Origin of the sequence: Actinoallomurus spadix, from assembly GCF_024055725.1 — a bacterium.
In the GTDB taxonomy this organism is placed as follows: domain Bacteria; phylum Actinomycetota; class Actinomycetes; order Streptosporangiales; family Streptosporangiaceae; genus Actinoallomurus; species Actinoallomurus spadix.
Map to the genome: position 1 here is coordinate 59,183 of NZ_JAMXMX010000026.1, position 22,849 is coordinate 82,031.

The following is a 22,849-nucleotide window of genomic DNA, read 5'->3' on the forward strand; positions in this document are numbered from 1 at the left end:
GCCCACGATGCCACGTAGCCTTAAGAAGGGCCCTTTCGTGGACGACCACCTCATGAAGAAGGTGGACGTACAGAACGAGAAGGGCACCAAGAACGTCATCAAGACGTGGTCGCGGCGTTCCATGATCGTGCCCGACATGCTCGGTCACACGATCGCCGTGCACGACGGTCGCAAGCACGTTCCGGTGTTCGTCACCGAGGCCATGATCGGTCACAAGCTCGGGGAGTTCGCCCCGACGCGGACGTTCAAGGGCCACATCAAGGAAGACCGTCGCAGCCGACGCGGCTGACCGGAAGTACTGAGAGCGAGGAAACAGCGATGGAAGCCAGGGCCCAGGCGCGGTACGCCCGCGTCACGCCCAGAAAGGCCCGCCGCGTGGTGGACCTCATCCGTGGCCTGCCGGCCACGGAGGCTCAGGCGGTGCTGCGGTTCGCCCCTCAGGCTGCGAGCGAGCCGGTGTACAAGGTGCTCTCGAGCGCCATCGCCAACGCCGAGCACAACAACCAGCTCGAGGTCGACACCCTCTGGGTGAGCCGCGCGTGGGTCGACGAGGGACCGACGCTGAAGCGTTTCCGCCCGCGGTCGATGGGGCGCGCGTACCGCATCAACAAGCGGACGAGCCACATCACGGTCGTGGTCGAGTCGCGTCCCGAGGGCGAGAAGTCCAACGGGCGTAAGAAGACGAGGAGGACCCGCTAGTGGGGCAGAAGATCAACCCGCACGGGTTCCGGTTGGGCATCACCACCGACTTCAAGAGCCGGTGGTACGCCGACAAGCTGTACAAGGACTACGTCAAGGAAGACGTGGCGATCCGCCGGATGCTGACCCGCGGCATGGACCGCGCCGGCATCTCCAAGGTCGAGATCGAGCGCACCCGTGACCGCGTCCGCGTCGACATCCACACCGCCCGTCCCGGCATCGTCATCGGCCGGCGGGGCGCGGAGGCCGACCGCATCCGCGGTGACCTCGAGAAGCTGACCGGCAAGCAGGTCCAGCTGAACATCCTCGAGGTGAAGAACCCTGAGGTCGACGCGCAGCTCGTCGCCCAGGGCGTCGCGGAGCAGCTGTCCAGCCGGGTCGCGTTCCGCCGTGCGATGCGCAAGGCCATCCAGAGCGCCATGAAGAGCGGCGCCAAGGGCATCAAGGTCCAGTGCGGCGGCCGCCTCGGCGGCGCCGAGATGTCGCGCTCGGAGTTCTACCGCGAGGGCCAGGTGCCCCTGCACACGCTCCGCGCCGACATCGACTACGGGTTCTACGAGGCCCGCACCACCTTCGGCCGGATCGGCGTGAAGGTCTGGATCTACAAGGGCGAGGCCCCGACGAGCCGCGCCGAGCGCGAGGCGCAGCAGGCCAAGGAGCGCGCCGCCGGTGGCGGTCGGCGCGAGCGGCCGCAGCGTCGCGGTGGCGGCGGTGGCCGTCGCGGCGAGCGCGGCGGCGACCGCGGCGGCGACCGCGGCGGCCGGCAGCAGCAGGCGCCCGCGTCGGCCGGAGCCGAGCAGCAGCAGTCCACCGAGGCGGCCGCGCCGTCGAGCACGGGTGAGGGGAGCTGAATAACCCATGCTGATCCCTCGCAGGGTCAAGCACCGCAAGCAGCACCACCCGAAGCGGCGTGGTATGGCCAAGGGCGGGACGAAGGTCACGTTCGGTGAGTACGGCATCCAGGCCATCGAGGGTGCGTACGTGACGAACCGGCAGATCGAGGCCGCTCGTATCGCCATGACCCGGCACATCAAGCGTGGCGGAAAGGTGTGGATCAACATCTACCCCGACCGTCCGCTGACCAAGAAGCCGGCCGAGACCCGGATGGGTTCCGGTAAGGGTTCGCCGGAGTGGTGGATCGCCAACGTCAAGCCCGGACGCGTGATGTTCGAGCTGGCGGGTGTCCCCGAGCCGCTGGCTCGCGAGGCGCTCCGCCGCGCGATGCACAAGCTCCCGATGAAGTGCAAGTTCGTAAAGCGTGAAGTGGGTGAGGCGTGATGGCCAAGGGCCTTACCGCTGACGATCTGCGGACCCAGCCCGAGGCTGAGCTCGTCACCAAGCTCAAGGAGGCGAAGGAGGAGCTGTTCAACCTCCGCTTCCAGGCGGCGACGGGCCAGCTCGAGACTCACGGACGGCTTCGGGAAGTGAAGCGGGAGATCGCCCGCATTTACACCGTGATGCGGGAGCGTGAGCTCGGCATCGTCGAGTACGCCGAGGAGCCCGCGGAGGAGTCCACCGATGAGTGAGCAGAACACCGAGACGCGGCCGTACCGCAAGATCCGTGAGGGTCTCGTGGTCAGCGACAAGATGGACAAGACCGTCGTCGTCGCCGTCGAGGACCGCGTCAAGCACCCGCTGTACGGCAAGATCATCCGCCGTACCACGAAGTACAAGGCGCACGACGAGGGCAACGCCTGTGGCGTAGGCGACCGGGTTCGTCTCATGGAGACCCGGCCGATGTCCGCCACCAAGCGGTGGCGCGTCGTGGAGATCCTTGAGAAGGCCAAGTAACTGGCAGTCGCCGCCAAGCGACTGAGGATCGAATCCGCCAGGCTCGTAACGAGAACCGGCGTGAAATACAGGAGTTGACGTGATCCAGCAGGAGTCGCGACTCAAGGTCGCCGACAACACGGGTGCCAAGGAGATTCTGTGCATCCGCGTTCTCGGCGGCTCGGGTCGGCGCTATGCGGGCATCGGTGACATCATCGTCGCCACCGTGAAGGACGCCCTTCCCGGTGCCGGCGTCAAGAAGGGTGATGTCGTTAAGGCCGTCGTCGTACGCACCCGCAAGGAGCGGGGCCGTCCCGACGGCTCCTACATCCGCTTCGACGAGAACGCGGCCGTTCTGATCAAGGACGGCGGCGACCCTCGCGGCACGCGTATCTTCGGCCCGGTCGGCCGGGAGCTGCGCGAGAAGCGGTTCATGCGCATCATCTCGCTGGCGCCGGAGGTGCTCTGATGAAGATCAAGAAGGGCGACGAGGTCGTCGTCATCGCCGGCAAGGACAAGGGCGCGACCGGCAAGGTCATCGTGGCCGACCCCAAGCGCGAGCGCGTGGTCGTCGAGGGCGTGAACATGGTGAAGCGCCACTCCAAGGAGACGAACCAGGGCCCGCGCGGCGCCAAGGAAGGCGGGGTCGTCACCAAGGAGGGGCCGATCCACGTCAGCAAGGTGATGCTGCTGGAGAACGGCAAGCGCACTCGCGTCGGCTACCGCATCAACGAAGACGGCACGAAGGTCCGCATCTCGCGCCGTACCGGTAAGGAAATCTGATGACCGCCGACACGACTACGCAGGTTCCGCAGCCGCGGCTCAAGCAGCGCTACCGCGAGGAGATCGCGAAGAAGCTGCAGGACGAGTTCGGCTACGCCAACGTCATGCAGATCCCCGGCGTGACCAAGGTCAAGGTCAACATGGGCGTCGGTGACGCCGCCCGCGACTCGAAGCTCATCGAGGGCGCGGTGCGCGACCTGACGACCATCACCGGCCAGAAGCCGGCCGTCGCCCGGGCGAAGAAGTCCATCGCGCAGTTCAAGCTGCGCGAGGGCATGCCGATCGGCGCGCACGTGACGCTGCGCGGCGACCGCATGTGGGAGTTCCTCGACCGGCTGCTGTCGCTGGCGCTGCCCCGGATCCGCGACTTCCGCGGCCTGTCGCCGAAGCACTTCGACGGCAACGGCAACTACACGTTCGGACTCACCGAGCAGGTGATGTTCCACGAGATCGACCCCGACAAGGTCGACCGCCAGCGTGGCATGGACATCACGATCGTGACCACCGCGACCACCGACGACGAGGGCCGGGCGCTCCTGCGGCACCTGGGCTTCCCGTTCAAGGAGAACTGAGATGGCGAAGAAGGCTCTGATCGCCAAGGCGAACCGGAAGCCCAAGCACGCCGTGCGCGCCTACACTCGGTGCTCGCGGTGCGGGCGTCCGCGTGCCGTCTTCCGCAAGTTCGGCCTGTGCCGGATCTGCTTCCGGGAGATGGCGCACCGCGGCGAGCTGCCCGGCATCACCAAGTCCAGCTGGTAACCCACCGGCTTTTCGATAAATGACCGACCGGGCGCCTGAAGACAAGGCGCCCACGACCACGTCGTAGGTCCGCGATGGGCGGAAACCGCGGCGAGGAGGGCCAGTAGGCCATGACGATGACCGACCCGATCGCAGACATGTTGACGCGTCTGCGGAACGCGAATTCGGCATACCACGACACCGTGGCCATGCCGTACTCGAAGATCAAGGCGCACATCGCCGAGATCCTCCAGCAGGAGGGTTACATCTCGGGTTGGAGCGTGGAGGACGCCGAGGTCGGCAAGAAGCTCGTGATCGACCTCAAGTTCGGCCCGAGCCGTGAGCGTTCGATCGCCGGACTCAAGCGGGTGTCCAAGCCGGGCCTGCGGGTCTACGCGAAGAAGGACAACCTGCCGAAGGTCCTCGGTGGTCTCGGCGTCGCGATCATCTCGACGTCCTCCGGCCTGATGACCGACAAGCAGGCCGGCAAGCACGGTGTGGGCGGGGAAGTCCTCGCCTACGTGTGGTAGGGGAGGGAGACAAGCATGTCGCGTATTGGACGTCTGCCCATTCCCGTCCCCAGCGGCGTCGACATCACGGTCGACGGCCAGGAGGTCACGGTCAAGGGCCCCAAGGGCGAGCTGAAGCACACGGTGGCCCGGCCGATCGAGGTCGTCCAGGAGGGCGGCGAGGTCAAGGTCGGTCGCCCCAGCGACGAGGGCCCGGTCCGTGCTCTGCACGGCCTCACCCGGTCGCTGATCAACAACATGGTCATCGGCGTGACGCAGGGCTACAGCAAGACGATGGAGATCGTCGGCGTCGGCTACCGCGTTCAGGCCAAGGGCAGCAACCTCGAGTTCTCGCTCGGCTACAGCCACCCGATCACGGTCGAGCCCCCCGCGGGCATCACCTTCCGTGTCGAGCGGCCGACCCAGTTCGTGATCGAGGGCATCGACAAGCAGAAGGTCGGCGAGGTCGCCGCGAACATCCGCAAGCTGCGTAAGCCCGACCCGTACAAGGGCAAGGGCGTGCGGTACCAGGGTGAGCAGATCCGCCGCAAGGTCGGAAAGGCTGGTAAGTAGACATGGCTGCGAGCAAGACTCAGGTCCGCAAGCGGACCGCGTCGCGCGCCGCGTCGCGGACCCGCCGGCACCTGCGCGTCCGCAAGAAGGTCCAGGGCACGCCGCAGCGGCCGCGCCTGGTCGTGACGCGTTCGACCAAGCACATGTTCGCGCAGATCATCGACGACCTGGCCGGTCACACGCTGGCGTCGGCGTCCACGCTGGACCCCACGCTCCGTACGGCCGAGGGCGACAAGACCGCCAAGGCGCGCAAGGTCGGCGAGCTCCTCGCCGAGCGGGCGCGCGAGGCGGGCATCAGCGCGGTGGTCTTCGACCGCGCCGGGCACCGGTACCACGGCCGCATCGCGGCCCTGGCGGACGGCGCCCGAGAGGGCGGGCTGGAGTTCTGATGGCCCGTCAATCGCATCTGATGACGCACGAGAAGAGGAACCACTAATGGCAGCACCACGTCGTGGCGGCGGCGAGCGGCGCGACCGGCGTGATGACCGCCGCGGTGGCGCCGACAAGGGACAGTCGTACATCGAGCGCGTCGTAGCGATCAACCGGGTCGCTAAGGTCGTCAAGGGCGGCCGGCGCTTCAGCTTCACGGCGCTGGTCGTCGTGGGCGACGGCAACGGCACCGTGGGGGTCGGTTACGGCAAGGCCAAGGAGGTGCCCGCGGCGATCGCCAAGGGCGTCGAGGAGGCCAAGAAGCACTTCTTCAAGGTGCCGCGGATCCAGGGCACCATCCCGCACACCACTCAGGGTGAGGAGGCCGCGGGCGTCGTCATGCTCAAGCCGGCCAGCCCCGGTACCGGTGTGATCGCGGGTGGCCCGGTGCGCGCGGTCCTGGAGTGCGCGGGCATCCACGACGTCCTGTCGAAGTCGCTCGGCTCGTCCAACGCGATCAACATCGTCCACGCGACGGTGGCGGCCCTCAAGCAGCTCAACCGGCCCGAGGAGATCGCGGCCAAGCGGGGTCTGCCGATCGAGGACGTCGCCCCGGCCGCGATGCTCCGCGCCCGCGCTGCGGGCAGCGAGCCTCGGCAGGAGGTGGCATCGTGACGAACCTGAAGATCACGCAGGTGAAGTCCAAGATCGGTGGCAAGCAGAACCAGCGTGACACCCTGCGCACGCTCGGGCTCCGGCGGATCGGCGACAGCGTCGTCCGCGAGGACCGGCCCGAGGTGCTCGGGATGATCAACGTCGTTCGCCACCTCGTGACCGTCGAGGAGGTCGACTGACATGGGCGCGGAAACCCCGCTGCGGCCGCACCACCTGCGGCCGGCTCCGGGCGCCCACAAGGCCAAGACCCGCAAGGGCCGTGGCGAGGCGTCCAAGGGCAAGACCGCCGGGCGTGGCACGAAGGGCACGAAGGCCCGTACCACCGTGCCGACCGGCTTCGAGGGCGGCCAGATGCCGCTGATCCGCCGGGTTCCGAAGCTGAAAGGTTTCAAGAACCCGTTCCGGGTCGAGTACCAGGTCGTGAACGTGGCCAAGATCGCCGAGCTCTTCCCGGAGGGCGGCGAGGTCACGCCGGAGAGCCTTGCGGCGAAGGGTGCCGTGCGCGCCGGACGCCTGGTCAAGGTGCTCGGTACCGGTGACATCTCCGTAACGGTTCAGGTCAAGGCGCACGCCTTCTCCGGTTCCGCCAAGGAGAAGATCACTGGTGCCGGAGGCACGGCCGAAGAGCTGTGAGTCAAAGCCCTTGTGGGATTCGCCCCCGCCTTGCGGTGGCGGGGGCGGCAATCCCCGCACGGGCTGTTAGAGTTCGACCGGCGAGACTGTCGCCGCAACTTGAGGATCGACCGAGGCCCGTGAGCGGCCACCGGCCGGAAACCGCGCAGGAGGAATGGTGCTGACCGCGTTCACTCGGGCGTTTCGAACACCCGACCTGCGCAAGAAGCTTCTCTTCACGCTGTTCATCATCGCGGTGTTCCGGCTGGGCTCTCAGCTGCCGGCACCGGGCGTGAACACCGGCGCCGTGCACCGATGTGTGGACGTCGTGAGCAAGGGGGCCAACGCCAACGTCTATGGGCTGGTCAACCTGTTCAGCGGCGGCGCGCTGCTGAAGCTTTCGATCTTCGCACTGGGCATCATGCCCTACATCACGGCGAGCATCATCCTTCAGCTGCTCACCGTGGTGATCCCACGCCTGGAGGCGCTCCGTAAGGAGGGCCAGGCGGGGACGACGAAGATCACGCAGTACACCCGTTACCTGACGATCGGCCTCGCGATCCTCCAGGGCACCGGCATCGTCGCCATGGCGAGCACCGGCAACCTGTTGCAGGGCTGCACCGAGGACCTGCTCTGGAACAAGAGCTGGTTCACGATCGTCACGATGGTCGTCACCATCACGGCGGGCACCTCGGTGATCATGTGGCTCGGCGAGCTGGTCACCGACCGCGGCGTCGGTAACGGCATGTCGATCCTGATCTTCACCCAGGTCGTGGCGGTCTTCCCGTCCGAGTTCTGGAACATCTACAAGACCAAGGGCGGCTTCGTCTTCGCGATCGTCCTCATCGTGGGCATCGCGATCGTCGCCGGCGTGGTCTTCGTCGAGCAGGCCCAGCGCCGCATCCCGGTGCAGTACGCCAAGCGGATGGTCGGCCGCCGGATGTACGGCGGCACCTCGACCTACATCCCGCTCAAGGTGAACCAGGCCGGCGTCATCCCGGTCATCTTCGCCTCGTCGCTGCTGTACCTCCCATCGCTGATCGTGCAGATGTGGCACAGCTCGAACCCGGTGGCGACGTTCATCAGCAAGTATCTGGTCAAGGGCGATCACCCGATTTACATGGCCCTGTACTTCCTGCTGATCATCTTCTTCACCTACTTCTACGTTGCGATCACGTTCAACCCGACCGAGGTCGCGGACAACATGAAGAAGTACGGTGGGTTCATTCCGGGTATTCGCCCGGGGCGGCCGACCGCCGAGTACCTCGACTACGTGCTCACGCGGATCACCGCTCCCGGCGCGCTGTACCTCGGACTCATCGCGCTGGTCCCGATGGTGGCGTTCGGCATCATCGGAGCGAGCCAGAACTTCCCGTTCGGCGGCACCAGCATCCTGATCATGGTCGGCGTCGGGCTGGACACGGTGAAGCAGATCGAGAGCCAACTTCAGCAGCGTAACTACGAGGGTTTCCTGCGGTAGTGCGAATCGTGCTCGTGGGCCCCCCGGGAGCGGGCAAGGGGACTCAGGCCCAGTTCATTTCATCGCACCTGTCGGTCCCGAAGATTTCGACAGGTGACATCTTCCGCGCCAACGTGAGTGGCAACACGCCCCTCGGCCGCAAGGCCAAGGAGTACATGGACCGCGGTGACCTCGTCCCCGACGAGGTCACCATCGCGATGGTGCGTGACCGGCTGGCCGAAGACGACGCGCAGGAGGGCTTCCTGCTCGACGGCTTCCCGCGCAACGTTCCGCAGGCGGAGACGCTCAAGAAGATCCTCGCCGAGATGGACCTGCGGCTGGACCTCGTCCTCGAGCTCGTGGTCGACGACGACGAGGTCGTACGCCGGCTGTCCGGGCGCCGGACCTGCCGTAAGTGCGGAAAGATCTGGCACGTGGCGTTCGACCCGCCGTCCAAGGAGGGCGTCTGCGACGTCTGCGGTGGCGAGCTGTTCCAGCGGGACGACGACCGCGAGGAGACCATCAGGCACCGCCTGGAGGTCTACCAGGAACAGACCGCCCCCCTCGTGTCGTTCTACGCCGATGAGGGCATTCTGGTCGGCATTGACGCGACAGGGCCCGTCGAAGAGGTCACCGAGCGGGCACTCGCCGCACTACGCCCCTTCACCGACTGACCGAGGCCGAGCATCGGCAGTGGGTGCCACGCGAAGCCGACGAGCGAGCACCCGGTTGGGGGTGGGTCCCCGATAGGGGCCGGCCGTCAACAGGTGGCCGGTGAAGTACGAGCCGGCCGCCGAGTGAGTGTGCGAACGAGCGCGGCAGCGAGTCCCGCGGTGGCGAGGCGTGCCGGAACCACTTCCGGCGCGTCCGGATCTATCTGCGGAGCATAAGAGTGTGGAAGAAGCGTAAGCCGGCCATTCAGATCAAGACGCGCGGCGAACTGGACGTGATGCGGGAGGCCGGTCTGGTCGTCGGCCGTACGCTCCAGCGGCTCACCGAGGCGGTCAAGCCCGGTATCACGACGGCGGACCTCGACGCGATCGCCGAGGAGTCGATCCGTTCCGAGGGCGCGACGCCGTCGTTCAAGGGCTATCAGGGGTTCCCGGCCTGCATCTGCACCTCGGTCAACGAGGAGATCGTGCACGGGATCCCGAGCCCGTCGAAGGTGCTCGCCGAGGGCGACGTCATCTCGATCGACTGCGGCGCGATCGTCGACGGCTGGCACGGTGACTCGGCGGTGACGGTACCGGTCGGTGAGATCACGCCGGACGAACGCAGGCTCCTGGAGGTCTGTGAGGAGTCGATGTGGCGGGGGCTGGCGGCCGGGAAGGCCGGCGCTCGGCTCAGCGACATCGGCCACGCGATCGAGTCCTACGTCCGCGGCCAGGGCGAGTACGGCATCGTCGAGGAGTACGTCGGCCACGGCATCGGCACGGAGATGCACATGGACCCGGCGGTGCCCAACTACGGGTTGCCGGGCCGCGGGCCGGTCCTGGTGCCCGGCATGTGCTTCGCGGTCGAGCCGATGGTGAACCTGGGTACGGCGGAGACCCTCCTGCTCGACGACGAGTGGACCGTCATCACCGGTGACGGCCGCCGTTCGGCGCACTTCGAGCACACCTTCGCCGTCACCGAGGACGGCCCGTGGGTGCTCACCGCCCTCGACGGCGGCGCCCGTCTCAAGGGCGCCTGAGCGTCCGCACGACCGGTCGCGACCACCTCGCCGCCGATGGGGCGACGGTCGCTTCAGTCGCCTCGCCGTCGTCGGAGGCGGTCGTCGTCGTGGTGGTCGCGCGTTCGGCCGAGTCGGCGGGTTTCGTACGGCGATGGCGACGCCGGAGACGTGCTGTGCTGCGACGGCGAGGTTCGCGGTGTGCCCCGCCGTACGGTGCGCGGTCGGCGGGATCCGCCGGGCCGGCGGTCGTGGAAAGCGGCGCCGGGCGGCGTAGCCTCTGGATTATGGAATCTGGGGGTTCCTGAGGGAGAGGATCGACGATGGTGTTCAATCCCGAGATCCGTGCCTCCGACGCTGATCGTGATCGGGTGGCGGCGGCCCTGCGGGAGCACTGTGCTCAGGGCCGCATCGCCGTCGACGAGCTGAACGAGCGCCTCGACCTCGCCTACCGCGCCCGGACGCTGGGCGATCTGCAGAAGGTCACGAGCGATCTCCCCGAAGAGGACATGTACGAGCTTCCGGTGCCGGCGTCGCGCCGCTCGATGCCGGCCCGCCGTCCGTCGGGCGAGGTGTACCGGAGGGGAATGCGCGCGGGCTGGATGTCCTACGGCTCGGTCAACCTGGTGTGCATCGTCATCTGGCTGCTGACCGCCGTGACCTCGGGCTCCTGGTACCCCTGGTGGATCTGGGTGGCCGGCCCGTGGGGCGCGCTGCTGCTGGCAGGTCGGCTCTTCGGTTCGCACGACGAACGCCGCTGAGCGAAGCCAGTGGAATGAATCTTGCTCCGCCCGGGTTGGGGGAGGAGGAGCGAGGTCTCCGACACGGGGTCCAGAGGTCGATTTCGAATTTCGTGCCGGTGTGACGTACACTCTTTTGTCGGTCCCGTGTTGGCTCATGTCCGCGTACCCTCTGGGGTGCGCTGGTGTCCCACGGTGGCCGTTCTCCTGACGAACCGATCAGCGAAGCGCGGAGGACATGCCCAAAAAAGAAGGGGCCATCGAAATCGAGGGCACCGTCGTCGAATCTCTCCCGAACGCCATGTTCCGGGTGGAGCTCGACAACGGGCACAAGGTGCTCGCCCACATCAGCGGCAAGATGCGGATGCACTACATCCGAATCCTGCCGGATGACCGCGTCGTCGTGGAGCTGAGCCCCTACGACCTCACGCGCGGTCGGATCGTCTACCGATACAAGTAACCACCCACTGGGGTTGCCTTCCCCGCGTATAGTCGGTTGGTGAGCGGCTTGTGCCTGCTCACCTGCGGCTCGGCAGCGCGGGGGTGACCCTGCACGAGGAGACCCAGTGAAGGTCAAGCCGAGCGTCAAGAAGATCTGCAGCAAGTGCCGCATCATCCGGCGGCACGGCCGGGTCATGGTCATCTGCGATGACCCGCGCCACAAGCAGCGTCAGGGCTGACAACTGAACAGACCGCGCCACGGGTGACCTGGCGCGGTCGCGCTCATTCCGACGTTCCGCGGCTCCGTTGAGGAGCGACCCCCGGTCGGAGGCCGGGGCCCCACCCGGGCAGGGGTGGGGGTGCGGGGCGCAGACCTCCGTGAAACAGAAGGGAACTGCCCGAGATGGCACGCCTCCTCGGCGTCGACCTCCCGCGCGACAAGCGCCTTGAGGTCGCTCTCACCTACATCTTCGGCATCGGCCGTACCCGCGCCCTCGAGACGCTGAAGGAAACCGGGATCTCCGGCGACCGTCGGGTCCACGAGCTCGGTGACGACGAGCTGATCCAGCTCCGTGACTGGATCGAGGCCAACTACCGGATCGAGGGCGACCTGCGCCGCGAGATCCAGGCCGACATCCGTCGCAAGATCGAGATCGGCTGCTACCAGGGCATCCGGCACCGCCGGGGCCTGCCGGTGCACGGTCAGCGGACGCAGACCAACGCGCGTACGCGCAAGGGCAAGAAGAAGACCGTCGCCGGCAAGAAGAAGGCCGGCAAGAAGTAGTAGTCCTCGGCCCCTCGCACGGGGCCGACGGATCGACGACCTCCAGGAGACTTGAGAGCAGATGCCGCCAAAGAGCCGCGCCGGCGCCAAGAAGGTGCGCCGGAAGGAAAAGAAGAACGTCGCTCACGGGCACGCCCACATCAAGAGCACGTTCAACAACACGATCGTCACGATCACGGACCCCGTGGGCGCCGTGATCTCCTGGGCCAGCGCCGGCCACGTGGGCTTCAAGGGCTCGCGTAAGTCGACGCCGTTCGCCGCTCAGATGGCCGCCGAGGCCGCCGCCCGCCGCGCCATGGAGCACGGCATGCGCAAGGTCGACGTCTTCGTGAAGGGCCCGGGTTCGGGCCGCGAGACCGCGATCCGGTCGCTGCAGGCGACCGGCCTCGAGGTCGGTTCCATCCAGGACGTCACCCCGGTGCCGCACAACGGCTGCCGTCCGCCGAAGCGCCGCCGCGTCTGAGTTAGGGAAGAAGAGAGATGGCTCGATACACCGGCGCCGACTGCAAGCTGTGCCGCCGCGAGAAGATGAAGCTGTTCCTCAAGGGCAGCAAGTGCGAGGGCCCGAAGTGCCCGATCGAGATCCGCCCGTACCCGCCGGGTGAGCACGGTCGCGGCCGTCCCAAGGAGAGCGAGCACATGCTCCAGCTCCGGGAGAAGCAGAAGGCCCGCCGCATCTACGGCGTCCTCGAGGCCCAGTTCGTCAACTACTACAAGGAGGCGAACCGCCGGACGGGCAAGACGGGTGACAACCTGCTGAGCCTGCTCGAGCGCCGCCTCGACAACGTGGTCTACCGCGCCGGCTTCGCCAAGAGCCGCGACATGGCCCGGCAGCTGGTCAAGCACGGCCACTTCCTGGTCAACGGCAAGAAGGTCGACATCCCGTCGTACCGCGTCAGCGAGCGCGACATCATCGAGGTGCGCCAGAAGTCCCTCGAGGACACCCCCTTCGTGGTCGCGCGTGCCGAGGCCGGCGACAGCCGGGTCCCGGCGTGGCTCGAGGTCGTCCCCGACCGGATGCGCATCCTCGTGCACTCCCTCCCGGTCCGGCAGCACATCGACGCGCCGGTCCAGGAGCAGCTCATCGTCGAGTGGTACGCCAAGCGCTGACGTCCACTCGTGCGGGCGCACGTCTCATGGCGTGCGCCCCGCAGTGCGAGATCGCGGCAGTCATATAGCGGGCGCCGCGGGAAGGAAGTAAGAAATGCTCATCGCCCAGCGACCGACTCTCACCGAGGAGCAGGTCGACGAGTTCCGGTCACGGTTCACGATCGAGCCGCTGGAGCCGGGCTTCGGCTACACCATCGGCAACTCGCTCCGCCGTACGCTCCTGTCCTCCATCCCGGGTGCCGCCGTCACGAGCATCCGGATCGAGGGCGTGCTGCACGAGTTCTCCACGATCCCGGGTGTCAAGGAGGATGTCACCGACATCATCCTGAACCTCAAGGAGCTCGTCGTCTCCTCCGAGCACGACGAGCCGGTCGTGATGTACCTCCGCAAGCAGGGCCCCGGTGAGGTCACCGCCGCCGACATCGCGCCACCGGCCGGTGTCGAGGTGCACAACCCCGAGCTTCACATCGCCACGCTGAACAACAAGGCGAAGCTGGAGATGGAGCTCACCGTCGAGCGCGGCCGGGGTTACGTCTCCGCCGCGCAGAACAAGCAGCCGGGTCAGGAGATCGGCCGGATTCCGATCGACTCGATCTACTCCCCGGTCATGAAGGTCACCTACAAGGTCGAGGCGACGCGTGTCGAGCAGCGCACCGACTTCGACCGGCTGATCGTGGACGTCGAGACCAAGCCCGCGATGCTGCCGCGCGACGCGGTGGCCAGCGCCGGCAAGACCCTGGTCGAGCTGTTCGGCCTGGCCCGGGAGCTCAACGTCGAGGCCGAGGGCATCGACATGGGCCCGTCCCCGACGGACGCCGCGCTCGCGGCGGACCTGGCGCTGCCGATCGAGGAGCTCAACCTCACGGTCCGGTCCTACAACTGCCTCAAGCGCGAGGGCATCCACACCGTGGGTGAGCTCGTGGCCCGCAGCGAGCAGGACCTGCTCGACATCCGCAACTTCGGCGCCAAGTCGATCGAAGAGGTCAAGCAGAAGCTCAACGACATGGGCCTCACGCTGAAGGACTCCCCGCCCGGGTTCGACCCGACGGCGGCGGCGGACGCCTACGGCGACGAGGACCAGAGCTACGCCGAGACCGAGCAGTACTAAAACCTGATGATCGGGGGTGGCCTGCGGGCCGCCCCCGGTCACCGACACTCGGCGGGGCAACGGCCTCGCCGGACCGACACCGGTACCTCGTACGGCCGGTGCGGGTTGAAACAAGGAGAGGGATCCATGCCCACGCCCACCAAGGGCCCTCGTCTCGGCGGCAGCCCGTCGCACCAGCGCATCATCCTGGCGAACCTCGCCACGGCGCTGTTCGAGCACGGCCGCATCACGACGACCGAGGCCAAGGCCCGGCGGCTGCGCCCGCTGGCGGAGAAGCTGATCACCAAGGCCAAGCGCGGTGACCTCGCCGCGCGGCGCCAGGTCCTCACCGTCGTGCGGGACAAGGGCGTCGTCCACACGCTCTTCACCGAGATCGGCCCGCGGTTCGAGAACCGCCCGGGTGGCTACACCCGGATCACCAAGCTCGGCCCGCGTAAGGGCGACAACGCCCCCATGGCGCTGATCGAGTTGGTCGAGGAGGCCGCGCCGTCCGCGGTGACGACTCAGGCGACGGCCGCTCCGGCCACGGAGGCCCCGGCGCCCGCCGCCGAGGAGGCCGAGGAGACCCCGGCGACCGAGGCTCCGGCCGAGGAGGCCGCGGCGGACGACACCGAGGCCGACGAGAAGAAGTAGGCAACGTTTACAACAAAGCCCGCCGCGCCCCCACGGGCGGCGGGCTCGTTGTTTGAAAGACTTGTATCGACGAGCTCGGCCGCCGGTTCCGGTATGGCTGCGGCGATGGCCGCCGGCAGGCGGGAGCCGTCGATCCGTTCGGCGACGTTTCACCCCTCGCGGAACGTCCGCTCTTCAGCGAAGGAGAAGCCGGTGGTTCGCCGTCTGCGGCCCCGTCCGACGACCGCGGGGCCCGGCGCGCCCGCAGGGCCCGCCGGGATGCGACTCCGCCGCGTCGTCACCGGCCCGCTCACGGTAACAGAAGGGGGGAGGCGGCGTTCCGCGTTCGGCATGACGGCCGAGAACGACGCGCCGCGAGCCCGATGACCGCTCTCGTACGACTCCGGCTCGACCTCGCCTACGACGGGTCGGGTTTCGCGGGCTGGGCGCGGCAGCCGGGGCGGCGTACCGTCCAGGGTGTCATCGAGGACGCGCTGGGTCGGGTGCTGCGACTGGACCCGCCGCCGGTCCTCACGGTCGCGGGCCGTACGGACGCCGGGGTGCACGCGCGCGGCCAGGTCGCGCACGTCGTGCTGCCCGTGGCGGCCTACTCCCAGGTGGGCGGCACGCTGCCGCGCCGGATGGCCGGGGTCCTCCCGCCCGACGTGCGGATCTGGCGGATCGAGCAGGCGCCCGATGGCTTCGACGCGCGGTTCTCCGCGCTGTCGCGGCGCTACGCGTACCGGGTCTGCGACAACCCGGTGGGCGTCGACCCGATGCGCCGCCACGAGGTGCTCTGGCACCCCCGGCCTCTCGACCTTGACCGGATGAACGCCGCCAGCGCACTGCTGCTCGGCGAGAACGACTTCGCCGCGTACTGCCGCAGGCGCGAGGGCGCGACGACGATCCGGCGGCTGCTGCGGTACGACTGGGAACGCGAGTCGGCCGACGTCGCCGTCGCGACGGTCGTGGCGGACGCCTTCTGCCATTCGATGGTGCGCGCCATCGTCGGTGCGCTGCTGTCGGTCGGGGACCGGCGGCGCCCGGTCGAGTGGCCCGCCGAGGTCCTGTCCGCGGGCGTTCGTGACTCGGCGGTCCAGGTTCTCCCGCCGCACGGCCTGACGCTGGAGGAGGTCACGTACCCGGAGGCCGGGTTGCTGGCCAGCCGCGCTCAGGAGACGCGCCGGGTCCGGGTCCTCGGCGCGACCGCACCGGAGGAACGCCAGGCCGGCTGACGTGGGACGCGCGTCCCGGCCCCTGGCGGAGCGGGACGCGCGTCGCCCGGTCACCGGTCCTTCGCGCGAACCTCGATCGGCTTCTCGGTGTCGTCACGGAAGCCGTTCGCAACGTCTTTGAGCGTCTTGTCGCCCGGCTTGAACTTGTGCGCGTCGGCGTACATCGCGTAGGCGTAGATGATGTACCGGCCGCGCTGCGTGATCACCGCCCAGCCGCCAGCCTGGTCGATCTTGGGAGCGCCGCCGGCCTTCATTCCGCGGAACCACTTGTCGTAGTGCGCGGTGTCCTGGGCCTTCATCGCGGCGGCCGCGGCGGCGTCCGTGGGCATCGCCGCGATGCCCGTCGTGACCGCCAGCTTCTTGTCGTCCGAGACGAACGTCGCCCGTACGACCTGGCGGCAGTGCTGGCGGGTCAGCTCCTCGCTGAAGGAGCCGTTGGCGGTCAGGTCGCAGTGGTCGTTCGGGACGGTCTTCATCCGGATGAACGAGTGCCCCGCGATCTTCAGCGTGGGGTCGGGGAACACCTCGGTGACGCTGAGGCGCTTGGGATCCTTCTTTTCGTCCCTGATGTCGATGGGCGTCGGCTTGGGCTTGGGCTTCGGCTTCGCCGACGAGGGGCTGGGCGTCGGTGAGGCCGGGGCGGGCGTCGCCGGTGGCTGGGGGGCGCGGGTCGGCGGCGGGGCGGCCGCCGCGTGCTCCTTGGGCGCGTCGTCGGACACCGTGGTGTAGGCGATGACGCCGCCGCCGCCGAGTACCAGCGCGGCCAGCGCGCCGGCGCCGATGAGGAGCGCCCCGCGGCTTCCGGCCGCGCCCGCCGCACCGCGCCAGGCCCGGCCGGACCCGCGCGGACCACGCGGACCACCGGGGCGACCGGGGTACGGGCCGGGCTCGCCGGACTCGATCCGGGGAGTGGGCCGCGTGCCGTCCATCTCCGGCTCCGGCTCCGGATCGGCCGGGCTCTCGGGAATCGTGCCCGGAGGGAGGATCGCGTCGGGGGTGAGCGGCGGAAGGGTGTTCTCCGCCGCCGACGGCCGCGGCTCCGACCGGAGCGGTACGGGCAGTGCCTGGCCCGTCTCCGGGTCCAGGACGTCCGTCACGGTCTTCTCGGCGGCGCTCCGGGGCAGGCCGGGGTCGGGCGTCGCCGGGCCGCCGCCTGGGCCGTGCGGCGTGCCGGCGGCGTCCGCCACCGGGCCGTGCGCCGGAGCGCCCGGGGCGCCTGGCGTGGGAGCGGTGGCCGGGGCCGGGGCCGGGCCGGACGCGGCGCCTGGGCCGGACGCGGAGGCCGGGCCGGACGCGGAGGCCGGACCGGGCAGGTCAGCCGGGCCCGGCAGGCCGACCGGGCCGGCCGGGTTCCCCGGACCGGGTCCGGGGGCCGGCGTGGACTCGGGGCCGGGAGCGGCGTAGGGGTGCTGAGAGGCGTCCGTGGGGCGTTGCGGAGACGTGCCCGCCGCGCTGGGGCCGGCCTGCTGGTCGGAGGGGAGGTCCGAGGGCGTCGCGGCCGTCGGGCGCTGCAGCGGGACCGTCGTCCGGGTGTCCGCGCCGGGCGCGGGCGATCCGGGACGCTGGGGTGGCGGGGTCATGCTCTCCTCGGCGTCGGGTGTCGGGGGCGGCCCGGGACGGGCCGGGCCGCCCGGTGACGCATCGGCGGCCTGGGGGGTCGCGAGGGGGTTCTCGGCCGGCACGCGGCGACCGGGTGGTGCCGGTTGCGGCGGAGGCTCCGACCCTTCCGTTACGGACGGTACGAATGTCTCGTCACGGCCAGACATGGGTCACTAGAGTATTGACGAGCGGTGTCTATTATGCGGGTTTGCCGACCATTGACCGGTAGTTCAGGGCTGGTCGCAGATTGCTGCCGATTGTCGCATTGTGCACGAATGCGGTCACACCGGCGTAGTCACTTCTCGCGATCTTCTTGCCGTTCGGGTACTGCACCCAGCTCATGATGAGGTAGTGGCCCTCGGGATCCGCGGTCGTCAGCGAGAGGCCCTTGCCGATCTTGCTGGTGGTCCCCGCGCCCGGCAGCGGCAGGACGTACGCGTCCTTCGGGCGGGACGCCCGCTGCGCGGCCCTGGCCGCACTGTCCGTCTTGAGGTTGACGATGCCGATGGTGCCGACGAACTTGCCGTTGCTGTACGTCGCCCGCAGCACCTGCGTGCACTTCGCCTTGACGAGGGCCTTGCGGAAGGTCGTGCCGTGTACGCCGTTCGCGCACTTGGTGTCCGAGCGGCGCGTGGTCAGCACATAGGTGCGCCCGCCGGCCTTGAACCTTCGGTTCTTGAACACCTCGGACACGGTGAGCGGCTTCGGGTCCGTGGTCCGCGAGGCGAGCTGCAGGCCCTTGCCGGTCTCGGTCGGCGTGGGCGTCGGGTTGGCGGTCGGGGTCTGCGGCGGCGCGGCGGCGGGCTTGGAGGCCGCCGCGCTCGGCTTCGGCTTCGGATCGTCACCGCCCGAGGAGAGCGCGAACGCCGCTCCGCCGCCGATGACGACGACACTCGCGGCGACGGCGGCGCCGATGACCAGAGGCTTCTTCCTGCCGCCGCCCGAGGGCTCGTCGCCGCCGGGAGAGAACGCGAGTGCGTCCTGGCCGCCCGAACCCGGCACGTCGCCGTACCGGCCCGGCCCGCCGGGTCCACCGGGTCCGCCGTCGTAACCGCCCGAGGCGTTGTAGCCGCCGGGCCCGTCGTAACCACTCGGGGCGTCGTAGCCGCCCGAAGGGGGGTAACCGCCCGGGGCGTCGTACCGGCCCGCGTCGCCGAACGGGATCCCCGCGGGACCGCCGGATCCGGTGCCGTAGCCGCCTGCGGCGTCCCGGCCGAGGGAGCGCGTCTCCGGCCCGTAGCCGCCCGGCTCCTCGGCGGCGTACGCGTCGAAGGAGCTCGTGCCGCCGTACGGATCGGCGGGGTCCGCGTCATTGGACGGGCCGGGGCCCTGCGCGCGTTCGAACAGTGAACCGCCGTGGGAGGCCTGGTCCTCGGCCGGGCCGTACGGCGACTGCGGCGGCTGCGGAGGTCCCCAGCCGCCGGGTTGCTGTTTATCACCCGGAAAAGCCATGAAGGCGACCCTACCTGCTCATATGCGTGTTCAGGTGGTTACTTAAAGCCGAAGTCCTGGGTCCACCAGGGTCCACCGGAGCCATAGGCGACGCCGATTCCGACGGCCTTCAAGCTGCAGTTCAGGATGTTCGCGCGGTGCCCGGGGCTGTTCATCCAGCCTTGTACGACGGCCTCCGGGGTCGCGTAGCCCTTCGCGATGTTCTCCGCGCCAGGGGTCGTGTAACCGGCCGCCTTGATGCGGTCCCACGGCGTCCGCCCGTCCCGCGAATTGTGGTCGAAGTAATTCCGGTCACGCATGTCCGCCGAATGCAGGCGCGCCGCCGTCCGCAGCCGGGTGTCGACGCGCAGGGCGGTGCAGCCGTGCGCGGCCCGCTGGACGTTGGTGAGACGCACGACGGCGCTCTCCGCCGCGGCCGCCTTGCTCGTGCCCTTCGACGGCGTGGCGGACGCCGTGGAGCGGGTGGCGCGAGGAGTGGCGCTGTGCTTGGGCTTCTTCCGCTTCGGCGCCGGGCTCTTGGACCGGTGGGCCGGCTTGGACGGGCGGGCCGACGGGCTTGTGCCGGCGGAGGGACGGACGGCCGATCCCTCGGGGCTGGGGAAGACGGCGACGTCGCGCGCGGGCGTGCTGGCGGGCGAGGGCGAGTGCTGCTGCGCGGCACTCCAGAGCGATCGGGCGGCGATGCCGCCGGAGACGAAGACCGCGATGGCCAGCAGCACGAATGCCTGGACGCGGCGTTTGACGCGCTTCGCGGACAGGGGATCCTCCCGGGGGGCTGCGGAGGACCAGCACTATAGGCCCACGAAGCCGGTCAAGTCCGGCGTTCACCGATAGTTCCCGGTATAGGGTGTCCAAGAGGACAGCCGTACGAGCGTCGCGTCGTGACGATGGAGGACGGTCCCGGACGCTCGCTTTGCCCGTTGGCGTGTGGACCGGTATTCTGCTAGTTCGTTGTGTGCGTCAGCGTGCCCGTCAGCGGGTCGCTCGACCCACCGGGCCTGCGGCGGCAAGGCCGTCCGGCGGACCCATCTCTGTTGTCAGACACGAAACGAAGGCTTACGACCGTGCGCACCTACACCCCTAAGCCTGCTGACGTCCAGCGTCAGTGGCACGTCATCGACGCGACCGATGTCGTGCTGGGTAGGCTGGCCAGCCAGGTCGCGACGCTGCTTCGGGGTAAGCACAAGCCGATCTACGCCCCACACCTCGACACGGGTGACTTCGTCATCATCATCAACGCCGACAAGGTGGCGCTCTCGGGCAAGAAGCTCGAGCAGAAGAAGGCCTACCGCCACTCCGGCTACCCGGGTGGTCTGCGGTCCGTCGCCTACTCCGACCTGATGAAGAAGAACCCCGAGCGCGCCGTGGAAAAGGCGATCAAGGGCATGCTTCCGAAGAACACGCTGGGCCGCAAGATGTTCAGCAAGGTGAAGGTCTACGCCGGCCCTGACCACCCGCACCAGGCGCAGCAGCCGGTGCCCTACGACATCAAGCAGATCGCGCAGTAACGCGCGGAATCGAAAGAGATCCTGAGGAGTACCGTGGCCGAGCCCACCGGTGTCGAGACGTCCGTTGAGGGCGCCGAGTTCGAAGAGTACGTGGGGGACTACACCACCGAGTCCCCGGAGGCCGTCGTCGACGAATCTCCGCGCCCGGTGCTGACCGGTCCGGCCGCCGGCACCGGCCGCCGCAAGGAGGCCATCGCGCGCGTCCGCATCGTCCCGGGTTCCGGGAAGTGGACGATCAACGGTCGCTCCCTGGACACGTACTTCCCCAACAAGGTCCACCAGCAGGTCGTGAACGAGCCGTTCGTGACGCTGGGCCTGGAGGACCAGTTCGACGTCATCGCCCGCGTGGGCGGCGGCGGCGTGACCGGCCAGGCCGGTGCGCTGCGCCTCGGTATCGCGCGCGCCCTGCAGCTGGTCGACCCCGACAACCGCCCGCCGCTGAAGAAGGCCGGCTTCCTCACCCGTGACGCGCGGGCCAAGGAGCGGAAGAAGTACGGCCTCAAGAAGGCCCGTAAGGCTCCGCAGTACAGCAAGCGTTGATCGCGCCTGTCCACCGGCCCGGCTCCGCCCACGTGGCGGCCCCGGCCCGTGGACAGGATCTCGGCGGTCCCGCCTTCCGGCGGGACCGCTGATCGCTTTTTTCCGGGGTCGCGGCGGGCGTGTCCGGACGCGACCGGTTCGTGCGTTCGATCGTGGGGTGTTGTGGTGGCGCGTCTGTTCGGGACCGACGGCGTACGCGGAGTCGCGAATCGCGACCTGACGGCGTCCCTGGCGCTCGACCTGTCGGTCGCGGCCGCGCGCGTCCTCGGGGAGGCCGGCGCGTTCGAGGGACACCGTCCCGTCGCGGTCGTCGGCCGCGATCCGCGCGCGTCCGGGGAGTTCCTGGAGGCGGCCGTCGTCGCCGGGCTCGCCTCGGCCGGGGTCGACGTGCTGCGGCTCGGCGTGCTGCCGACCCCCGCCGTGGCGTACCTCACCCAGTCGCTCGGCGCGGACCTGGGCGTGATGCTGTCCGCGTCGCACAACCCCGCCCCCGACAACGGCATCAAGTTCTTCGGCCGGGGCGGGCACAAGCTCGCCGACGAGATCGAGGACCAGATCGAGGCCCACCTCGGTGAGGACTGGGCCGGCCCGACCGGTCCCGGCGTCGGCCGGGTCCGCGACGCGCACGGCGAGGTCGAGAGCTACATCGCGCACCTGCTGTCGACGCTGCCCGGCTCGCTGGACGGCCTGAAGGTCGTCGTCGACTGCGCGCACGGCGCCGCCTCGGGCGTCTCTCCGGAGGCGTTGCGCCGCGCCGGCGCGACCGTGATCGCGATCGGCGCCTCGCCCGACGGCCTGAACATCAACGACGGGTACGGCTCGACCCACCTGGAACGCCTGCAGCGCGCCGTGGTGGAGAACTCCGCGGACGCCGGTATCGCCCACGACGGTGACGCCGACCGCTGCTTCGCGGTCACCGCCTCCGGCGAGGCCATCGACGGTGACCAGATCATGGCGATCCTGGCTCTGGAGCTGCGCGACGCCGGCCGGCTCCCCAGCGACACGGTCGTCGCCACGGTCATGTCGAACCTCGGCTTCAAGCTCGCCATGCGCGACCAGGGCCTGGACGTCGTCGAGACGGCGGTCGGTGACCGCTATGTCCTGGAGGCGATGAAGGCCGGCGGGTACGCCCTCGGCGGCGAGCAGTCTGGCCACGTCATCATGCTCGACCACGCCACCACCGGGGACGGCGTGCTCACCGGGCTGCAGCTGCTGTCGACCATCGCCCACCGCCGGCGCCCGCTCGACGAACTGGCGAAGGTCATGAACCGGCTCCCGCAGGTGCTGATCAACGTCAAGGGCGTCGACAAGGCCAAGGCCAAGACCTCTCCGGAGCTGGCCGCCGCCGTCCAGGCCGCCGAGGCCGAGCTGGGGGACGGCGGCCGGGTGCTCATCCGCCCGAGCGGCACCGAGCCGATGGTGCGCGTCATGGTGGAGGCGCAGACCGAGGACCAGGCCCGCGTCGTCGCCGAGCGTCTCGCCGAGGCCGTCCGCACCGCCCTCTGACCCCCGCCGGCCCGGCCCCTCGACCTTCGTCATCACTTTACGCGGTCGATCGATACTCTCCGTGGTGGTGCGGGTACGTCGATCATGACGGCTGCGCCGCCGAGCGGCGATCCCCACGAGAGACGAAGGTCGAGCACCCATGGCATCAGTGGCGCGTGTCACCGAGATCAGCGCGATCTCGGAGTCGAGTTTCGAGGACGCCGTGAAGGTCGGCATCAGCCGGGCCGCGGAGACCCTCCGCAAGCTCCAGTCCGCCTGGATCAAGGAGATGGAGGTCCAGATCTCCGAGAACGGCGACATCAGCGGCTACAAGGTCAACATGCTGGTCACGTTCGTTCTCGAGTAGGGCCCGTAC

35 protein-coding genes are annotated in these 22,849 nt (G+C 69.1%); 32 read left to right on the forward strand and 3 right to left on the reverse strand.

The annotated features are described in order from the left end of the window. Positions 1-7 precede the first annotated feature (7 nt). The 28 genes from rpsS (at position 8) to truA (ending at position 15,889) form a co-directional block, all read left to right on the forward strand. On the forward strand, positions 8-289 hold the full coding sequence (gene rpsS / locus NE235_RS30080; protein WP_252780430.1) for a 30S ribosomal protein S19: 282 nt from the start codon (positions 8-10) through the stop codon (positions 287-289). Positions 290-318: 29 nt separating this feature from the next. Continuing rightward, on the forward strand, positions 319-699 hold the full coding sequence (rplV, locus tag NE235_RS30085; RefSeq protein ID WP_252780443.1) for a 50S ribosomal protein L22: 381 nt from the start codon (positions 319-321) through the stop codon (positions 697-699). Next, positions 699-1,550, forward strand: a complete 852-nt coding sequence (gene rpsC, locus NE235_RS30090; RefSeq protein ID WP_252808843.1) for a 30S ribosomal protein S3 — start codon at positions 699-701, stop codon at positions 1,548-1,550. Before rplV ends, rpsC begins: the two co-directional genes overlap by 1 nt. Before the next feature lie 7 nt (positions 1,551-1,557). Continuing rightward, complete coding sequence (gene rplP, locus NE235_RS30095) at positions 1,558-1,977, forward strand: 50S ribosomal protein L16 (protein WP_252808845.1); 420 nt, start codon at positions 1,558-1,560, stop codon at positions 1,975-1,977. Continuing rightward, positions 1,977-2,225 carry a 50S ribosomal protein L29 gene (gene rpmC, locus NE235_RS30100; RefSeq protein WP_252808847.1) on the forward strand — a complete coding sequence of 83 codons (249 nt, stop codon included), beginning with the start codon at positions 1,977-1,979 and terminating at the stop codon, positions 2,223-2,225. The genes rplP and rpmC overlap by 1 nt, the downstream gene beginning before the upstream one ends. Further along, positions 2,218-2,490, forward strand: a complete 273-nt coding sequence (gene rpsQ / locus NE235_RS30105) for a 30S ribosomal protein S17 (protein ID WP_252808856.1) — start codon at positions 2,218-2,220, stop codon at positions 2,488-2,490. The genes rpmC and rpsQ overlap by 8 nt, the downstream gene beginning before the upstream one ends. A 79-nt stretch (positions 2,491-2,569) precedes the next feature. Next, positions 2,570-2,938 (forward strand): 50S ribosomal protein L14, encoded by a 369-nt coding sequence (rplN, locus tag NE235_RS30110; protein WP_252780494.1) that lies wholly within the window; start codon positions 2,570-2,572, stop codon positions 2,936-2,938. After that, entirely contained in the window at positions 2,938-3,252 is a 315-nt protein-coding gene (rplX, locus tag NE235_RS30115; RefSeq protein ID WP_252808859.1) for a 50S ribosomal protein L24, read from the forward strand. The genes rplN and rplX overlap by 1 nt, the downstream gene beginning before the upstream one ends. Then, complete coding sequence (gene rplE, locus NE235_RS30120; RefSeq protein ID WP_252780508.1) at positions 3,252-3,824, forward strand: 50S ribosomal protein L5; 573 nt, start codon at positions 3,252-3,254, stop codon at positions 3,822-3,824. The genes rplX and rplE overlap by 1 nt, the downstream gene beginning before the upstream one ends. Position 3,825: 1 nt before the next feature. After that, positions 3,826-4,011 (forward strand): type Z 30S ribosomal protein S14, encoded by a 186-nt coding sequence (locus NE235_RS30125; RefSeq protein WP_252780511.1) that lies wholly within the window; start codon positions 3,826-3,828, stop codon positions 4,009-4,011. A 110-nt stretch (positions 4,012-4,121) separates the two neighbouring features. Then, on the forward strand, positions 4,122-4,520 hold the full coding sequence (rpsH, locus tag NE235_RS30130) for a 30S ribosomal protein S8 (RefSeq protein ID WP_252808861.1): 399 nt from the start codon (positions 4,122-4,124) through the stop codon (positions 4,518-4,520). A gap of 15 nt (positions 4,521-4,535) precedes the next feature. Next, the gene (gene rplF, locus NE235_RS30135; protein ID WP_252808863.1) at positions 4,536-5,072 is read left to right on the forward strand and encodes a 50S ribosomal protein L6; all 537 of its coding nucleotides are present in this window, start codon (positions 4,536-4,538) and stop codon (positions 5,070-5,072) included. 2 nt (positions 5,073-5,074) lie between these two features. Further along, positions 5,075-5,461, forward strand: a complete 387-nt coding sequence (gene rplR / locus NE235_RS30140) for a 50S ribosomal protein L18 (protein WP_252808865.1) — start codon at positions 5,075-5,077, stop codon at positions 5,459-5,461. A 46-nt stretch (positions 5,462-5,507) separates the two neighbouring features. Further along, complete coding sequence (gene rpsE, locus NE235_RS30145) at positions 5,508-6,116, forward strand: 30S ribosomal protein S5 (RefSeq protein ID WP_252780543.1); 609 nt, start codon at positions 5,508-5,510, stop codon at positions 6,114-6,116. Further along, entirely contained in the window at positions 6,113-6,295 is a 183-nt protein-coding gene (rpmD, locus tag NE235_RS30150) for a 50S ribosomal protein L30 (protein ID WP_252808868.1), read from the forward strand. Before rpsE ends, rpmD begins: the two co-directional genes overlap by 4 nt. Before the next feature lies 1 nt (position 6,296). Further along, positions 6,297-6,749: a 50S ribosomal protein L15 gene (gene rplO, locus NE235_RS30155; protein ID WP_252780548.1), complete on the forward strand. Its 453-nt coding sequence runs from the start codon at positions 6,297-6,299 to the stop codon at positions 6,747-6,749. Positions 6,750-6,906: 157 nt separating this feature from the next. Beyond that, positions 6,907-8,208, forward strand: a complete 1,302-nt coding sequence (gene secY, locus NE235_RS30160) for a preprotein translocase subunit SecY (RefSeq protein ID WP_252808975.1) — start codon at positions 6,907-6,909, stop codon at positions 8,206-8,208. Next, a complete protein-coding gene (locus tag NE235_RS30165; protein WP_252808870.1) occupies positions 8,208-8,861 on the forward strand; it encodes an adenylate kinase in 654 nt (217 codons plus the stop codon). The genes secY and NE235_RS30165 overlap by 1 nt, the downstream gene beginning before the upstream one ends. A gap of 218 nt (positions 8,862-9,079) precedes the next feature. Beyond that, positions 9,080-9,880, forward strand: coding sequence for a type I methionyl aminopeptidase (gene map / locus NE235_RS30170; protein WP_252808872.1), 801 nt, complete (start codon positions 9,080-9,082; stop codon positions 9,878-9,880). Between the two features lie 302 nt (positions 9,881-10,182). Next, entirely contained in the window at positions 10,183-10,620 is a 438-nt protein-coding gene (locus tag NE235_RS30175; RefSeq protein ID WP_252808874.1) for a DUF1707 domain-containing protein, read from the forward strand. A 217-nt stretch (positions 10,621-10,837) separates the two neighbouring features. Next, the gene (infA, locus tag NE235_RS30180; RefSeq protein ID WP_067912209.1) at positions 10,838-11,059 is read left to right on the forward strand and encodes a translation initiation factor IF-1; all 222 of its coding nucleotides are present in this window, start codon (positions 10,838-10,840) and stop codon (positions 11,057-11,059) included. A gap of 106 nt (positions 11,060-11,165) precedes the next feature. Further along, a complete protein-coding gene (rpmJ, locus tag NE235_RS30185) occupies positions 11,166-11,279 on the forward strand; it encodes a 50S ribosomal protein L36 (protein ID WP_252780562.1) in 114 nt (37 codons plus the stop codon). Between the two features lie 164 nt (positions 11,280-11,443). After that, positions 11,444-11,824, forward strand: coding sequence for a 30S ribosomal protein S13 (rpsM, locus tag NE235_RS30190; protein ID WP_252780566.1), 381 nt, complete (start codon positions 11,444-11,446; stop codon positions 11,822-11,824). Positions 11,825-11,885: 61 nt separating this feature from the next. Continuing rightward, positions 11,886-12,287, forward strand: a complete 402-nt coding sequence (rpsK, locus tag NE235_RS30195) for a 30S ribosomal protein S11 (RefSeq protein ID WP_252780568.1) — start codon at positions 11,886-11,888, stop codon at positions 12,285-12,287. A 17-nt stretch (positions 12,288-12,304) separates the two neighbouring features. Then, the gene (gene rpsD / locus NE235_RS30200; RefSeq protein WP_252780715.1) at positions 12,305-12,934 is read left to right on the forward strand and encodes a 30S ribosomal protein S4; all 630 of its coding nucleotides are present in this window, start codon (positions 12,305-12,307) and stop codon (positions 12,932-12,934) included. A gap of 94 nt (positions 12,935-13,028) precedes the next feature. Further along, the gene (locus NE235_RS30205) at positions 13,029-14,042 is read left to right on the forward strand and encodes a DNA-directed RNA polymerase subunit alpha (RefSeq protein WP_252808876.1); all 1,014 of its coding nucleotides are present in this window, start codon (positions 13,029-13,031) and stop codon (positions 14,040-14,042) included. Positions 14,043-14,168: 126 nt separating this feature from the next. Next, positions 14,169-14,675 carry a 50S ribosomal protein L17 gene (gene rplQ / locus NE235_RS30210; protein WP_252808878.1) on the forward strand — a complete coding sequence of 169 codons (507 nt, stop codon included), beginning with the start codon at positions 14,169-14,171 and terminating at the stop codon, positions 14,673-14,675. 362 nt (positions 14,676-15,037) lie between these two features. After that, entirely contained in the window at positions 15,038-15,889 is an 852-nt protein-coding gene (gene truA, locus NE235_RS30215; protein WP_252808881.1) for a tRNA pseudouridine(38-40) synthase TruA, read from the forward strand. Between the two features lie 50 nt (positions 15,890-15,939). On the opposite strand, the gene NE235_RS30220 is transcribed toward truA, so the two are convergent. The 3 genes from NE235_RS30220 to NE235_RS30230 all read right to left on the reverse strand — a co-directional run bounded on the left by NE235_RS30220 (position 15,940) and on the right by NE235_RS30230 (position 19,659). Then, complete coding sequence (locus NE235_RS30220; protein WP_252808883.1) at positions 15,940-17,469, reverse strand: hypothetical protein; 1,530 nt, start codon at positions 17,467-17,469, stop codon at positions 15,940-15,942. Positions 17,470-17,686: 217 nt separating this feature from the next. Next, complete coding sequence (locus NE235_RS30225; protein WP_252808885.1) at positions 17,687-18,940, reverse strand: hypothetical protein; 1,254 nt, start codon at positions 18,938-18,940, stop codon at positions 17,687-17,689. A 38-nt stretch (positions 18,941-18,978) separates the two neighbouring features. Then, positions 18,979-19,659 carry a CAP domain-containing protein gene (locus NE235_RS30230; protein WP_252808887.1) on the reverse strand — a complete coding sequence of 227 codons (681 nt, stop codon included), beginning with the start codon at positions 19,657-19,659 and terminating at the stop codon, positions 18,979-18,981. Between the two features lie 345 nt (positions 19,660-20,004). Here NE235_RS30230 and rplM point away from each other — a divergent pair, with 345 nt between their 5' ends. The 4 genes from rplM (at position 20,005) to NE235_RS30250 (ending at position 22,840) form a co-directional block, all read left to right on the forward strand. Next, on the forward strand, positions 20,005-20,448 hold the full coding sequence (gene rplM, locus NE235_RS30235; RefSeq protein ID WP_252808899.1) for a 50S ribosomal protein L13: 444 nt from the start codon (positions 20,005-20,007) through the stop codon (positions 20,446-20,448). A 33-nt stretch (positions 20,449-20,481) separates the two neighbouring features. Beyond that, on the forward strand, positions 20,482-20,988 hold the full coding sequence (gene rpsI, locus NE235_RS30240; RefSeq protein WP_252808900.1) for a 30S ribosomal protein S9: 507 nt from the start codon (positions 20,482-20,484) through the stop codon (positions 20,986-20,988). 165 nt (positions 20,989-21,153) lie between these two features. Next, on the forward strand, positions 21,154-22,494 hold the full coding sequence (glmM, locus tag NE235_RS30245; protein ID WP_252808901.1) for a phosphoglucosamine mutase: 1,341 nt from the start codon (positions 21,154-21,156) through the stop codon (positions 22,492-22,494). A gap of 139 nt (positions 22,495-22,633) precedes the next feature. Then, complete coding sequence (locus tag NE235_RS30250; RefSeq protein ID WP_252808902.1) at positions 22,634-22,840, forward strand: dodecin family protein; 207 nt, start codon at positions 22,634-22,636, stop codon at positions 22,838-22,840. Positions 22,841-22,849 lie beyond the last annotated feature (9 nt).

What these genes read in the sequence shown, in the direction of transcription:
- rpsS (WP_252780430.1), top strand. Translation starts at nt 8, where the DNA reads ATGCCACGTAGCCTTAAGAAGGGCCCTTTCGTGGACGACCACCTCATG.
- rplV (WP_252780443.1), top strand. Translation starts at nt 319, where the DNA reads ATGGAAGCCAGGGCCCAGGCGCGGTACGCCCGCGTCACGCCCAGAAAG.
- rplP (WP_252808845.1), top strand. Translation starts at nt 1,558, where the DNA reads ATGCTGATCCCTCGCAGGGTCAAGCACCGCAAGCAGCACCACCCGAAG.
- rpmC (WP_252808847.1), top strand. Translation starts at nt 1,977, where the DNA reads ATGGCCAAGGGCCTTACCGCTGACGATCTGCGGACCCAGCCCGAGGCT.
- rpsQ (WP_252808856.1), top strand. Translation starts at nt 2,218, where the DNA reads ATGAGTGAGCAGAACACCGAGACGCGGCCGTACCGCAAGATCCGTGAG.
- rplX (WP_252808859.1), top strand. Translation starts at nt 2,938, where the DNA reads ATGAAGATCAAGAAGGGCGACGAGGTCGTCGTCATCGCCGGCAAGGAC.
- rplE (WP_252780508.1), top strand. Translation starts at nt 3,252, where the DNA reads ATGACCGCCGACACGACTACGCAGGTTCCGCAGCCGCGGCTCAAGCAG.
- NE235_RS30125 (WP_252780511.1), top strand. Translation starts at nt 3,826, where the DNA reads ATGGCGAAGAAGGCTCTGATCGCCAAGGCGAACCGGAAGCCCAAGCAC.
- rpsH (WP_252808861.1), top strand. Translation starts at nt 4,122, where the DNA reads ATGACGATGACCGACCCGATCGCAGACATGTTGACGCGTCTGCGGAAC.
- rplF (WP_252808863.1), top strand. Translation starts at nt 4,536, where the DNA reads ATGTCGCGTATTGGACGTCTGCCCATTCCCGTCCCCAGCGGCGTCGAC.
- rplR (WP_252808865.1), top strand. Translation starts at nt 5,075, where the DNA reads ATGGCTGCGAGCAAGACTCAGGTCCGCAAGCGGACCGCGTCGCGCGCC.
- rpsE (WP_252780543.1), top strand. Translation starts at nt 5,508, where the DNA reads ATGGCAGCACCACGTCGTGGCGGCGGCGAGCGGCGCGACCGGCGTGAT.
- rplO (WP_252780548.1), top strand. Translation starts at nt 6,297, where the DNA reads ATGGGCGCGGAAACCCCGCTGCGGCCGCACCACCTGCGGCCGGCTCCG.
- NE235_RS30175 (WP_252808874.1), top strand. Translation starts at nt 10,183, where the DNA reads ATGGTGTTCAATCCCGAGATCCGTGCCTCCGACGCTGATCGTGATCGG.
- infA (WP_067912209.1), top strand. Translation starts at nt 10,838, where the DNA reads ATGCCCAAAAAAGAAGGGGCCATCGAAATCGAGGGCACCGTCGTCGAA.
- rpsM (WP_252780566.1), top strand. Translation starts at nt 11,444, where the DNA reads ATGGCACGCCTCCTCGGCGTCGACCTCCCGCGCGACAAGCGCCTTGAG.
- rpsK (WP_252780568.1), top strand. Translation starts at nt 11,886, where the DNA reads ATGCCGCCAAAGAGCCGCGCCGGCGCCAAGAAGGTGCGCCGGAAGGAA.
- rpsD (WP_252780715.1), top strand. Translation starts at nt 12,305, where the DNA reads ATGGCTCGATACACCGGCGCCGACTGCAAGCTGTGCCGCCGCGAGAAG.
- NE235_RS30205 (WP_252808876.1), top strand. Translation starts at nt 13,029, where the DNA reads ATGCTCATCGCCCAGCGACCGACTCTCACCGAGGAGCAGGTCGACGAG.
- rplQ (WP_252808878.1), top strand. Translation starts at nt 14,169, where the DNA reads ATGCCCACGCCCACCAAGGGCCCTCGTCTCGGCGGCAGCCCGTCGCAC.
- truA (WP_252808881.1), top strand. Translation starts at nt 15,038, where the DNA reads ATGACCGCTCTCGTACGACTCCGGCTCGACCTCGCCTACGACGGGTCG.
- NE235_RS30220 (WP_252808883.1), bottom strand. Translation starts at nt 17,469, where the DNA reads ATGACCCCGCCACCCCAGCGTCCCGGATCGCCCGCGCCCGGCGCGGAC.
- NE235_RS30225 (WP_252808885.1), bottom strand. Translation starts at nt 18,940, where the DNA reads ATGGCTTTTCCGGGTGATAAACAGCAACCCGGCGGCTGGGGACCTCCG.
- NE235_RS30250 (WP_252808902.1), top strand. Translation starts at nt 22,634, where the DNA reads ATGGCATCAGTGGCGCGTGTCACCGAGATCAGCGCGATCTCGGAGTCG.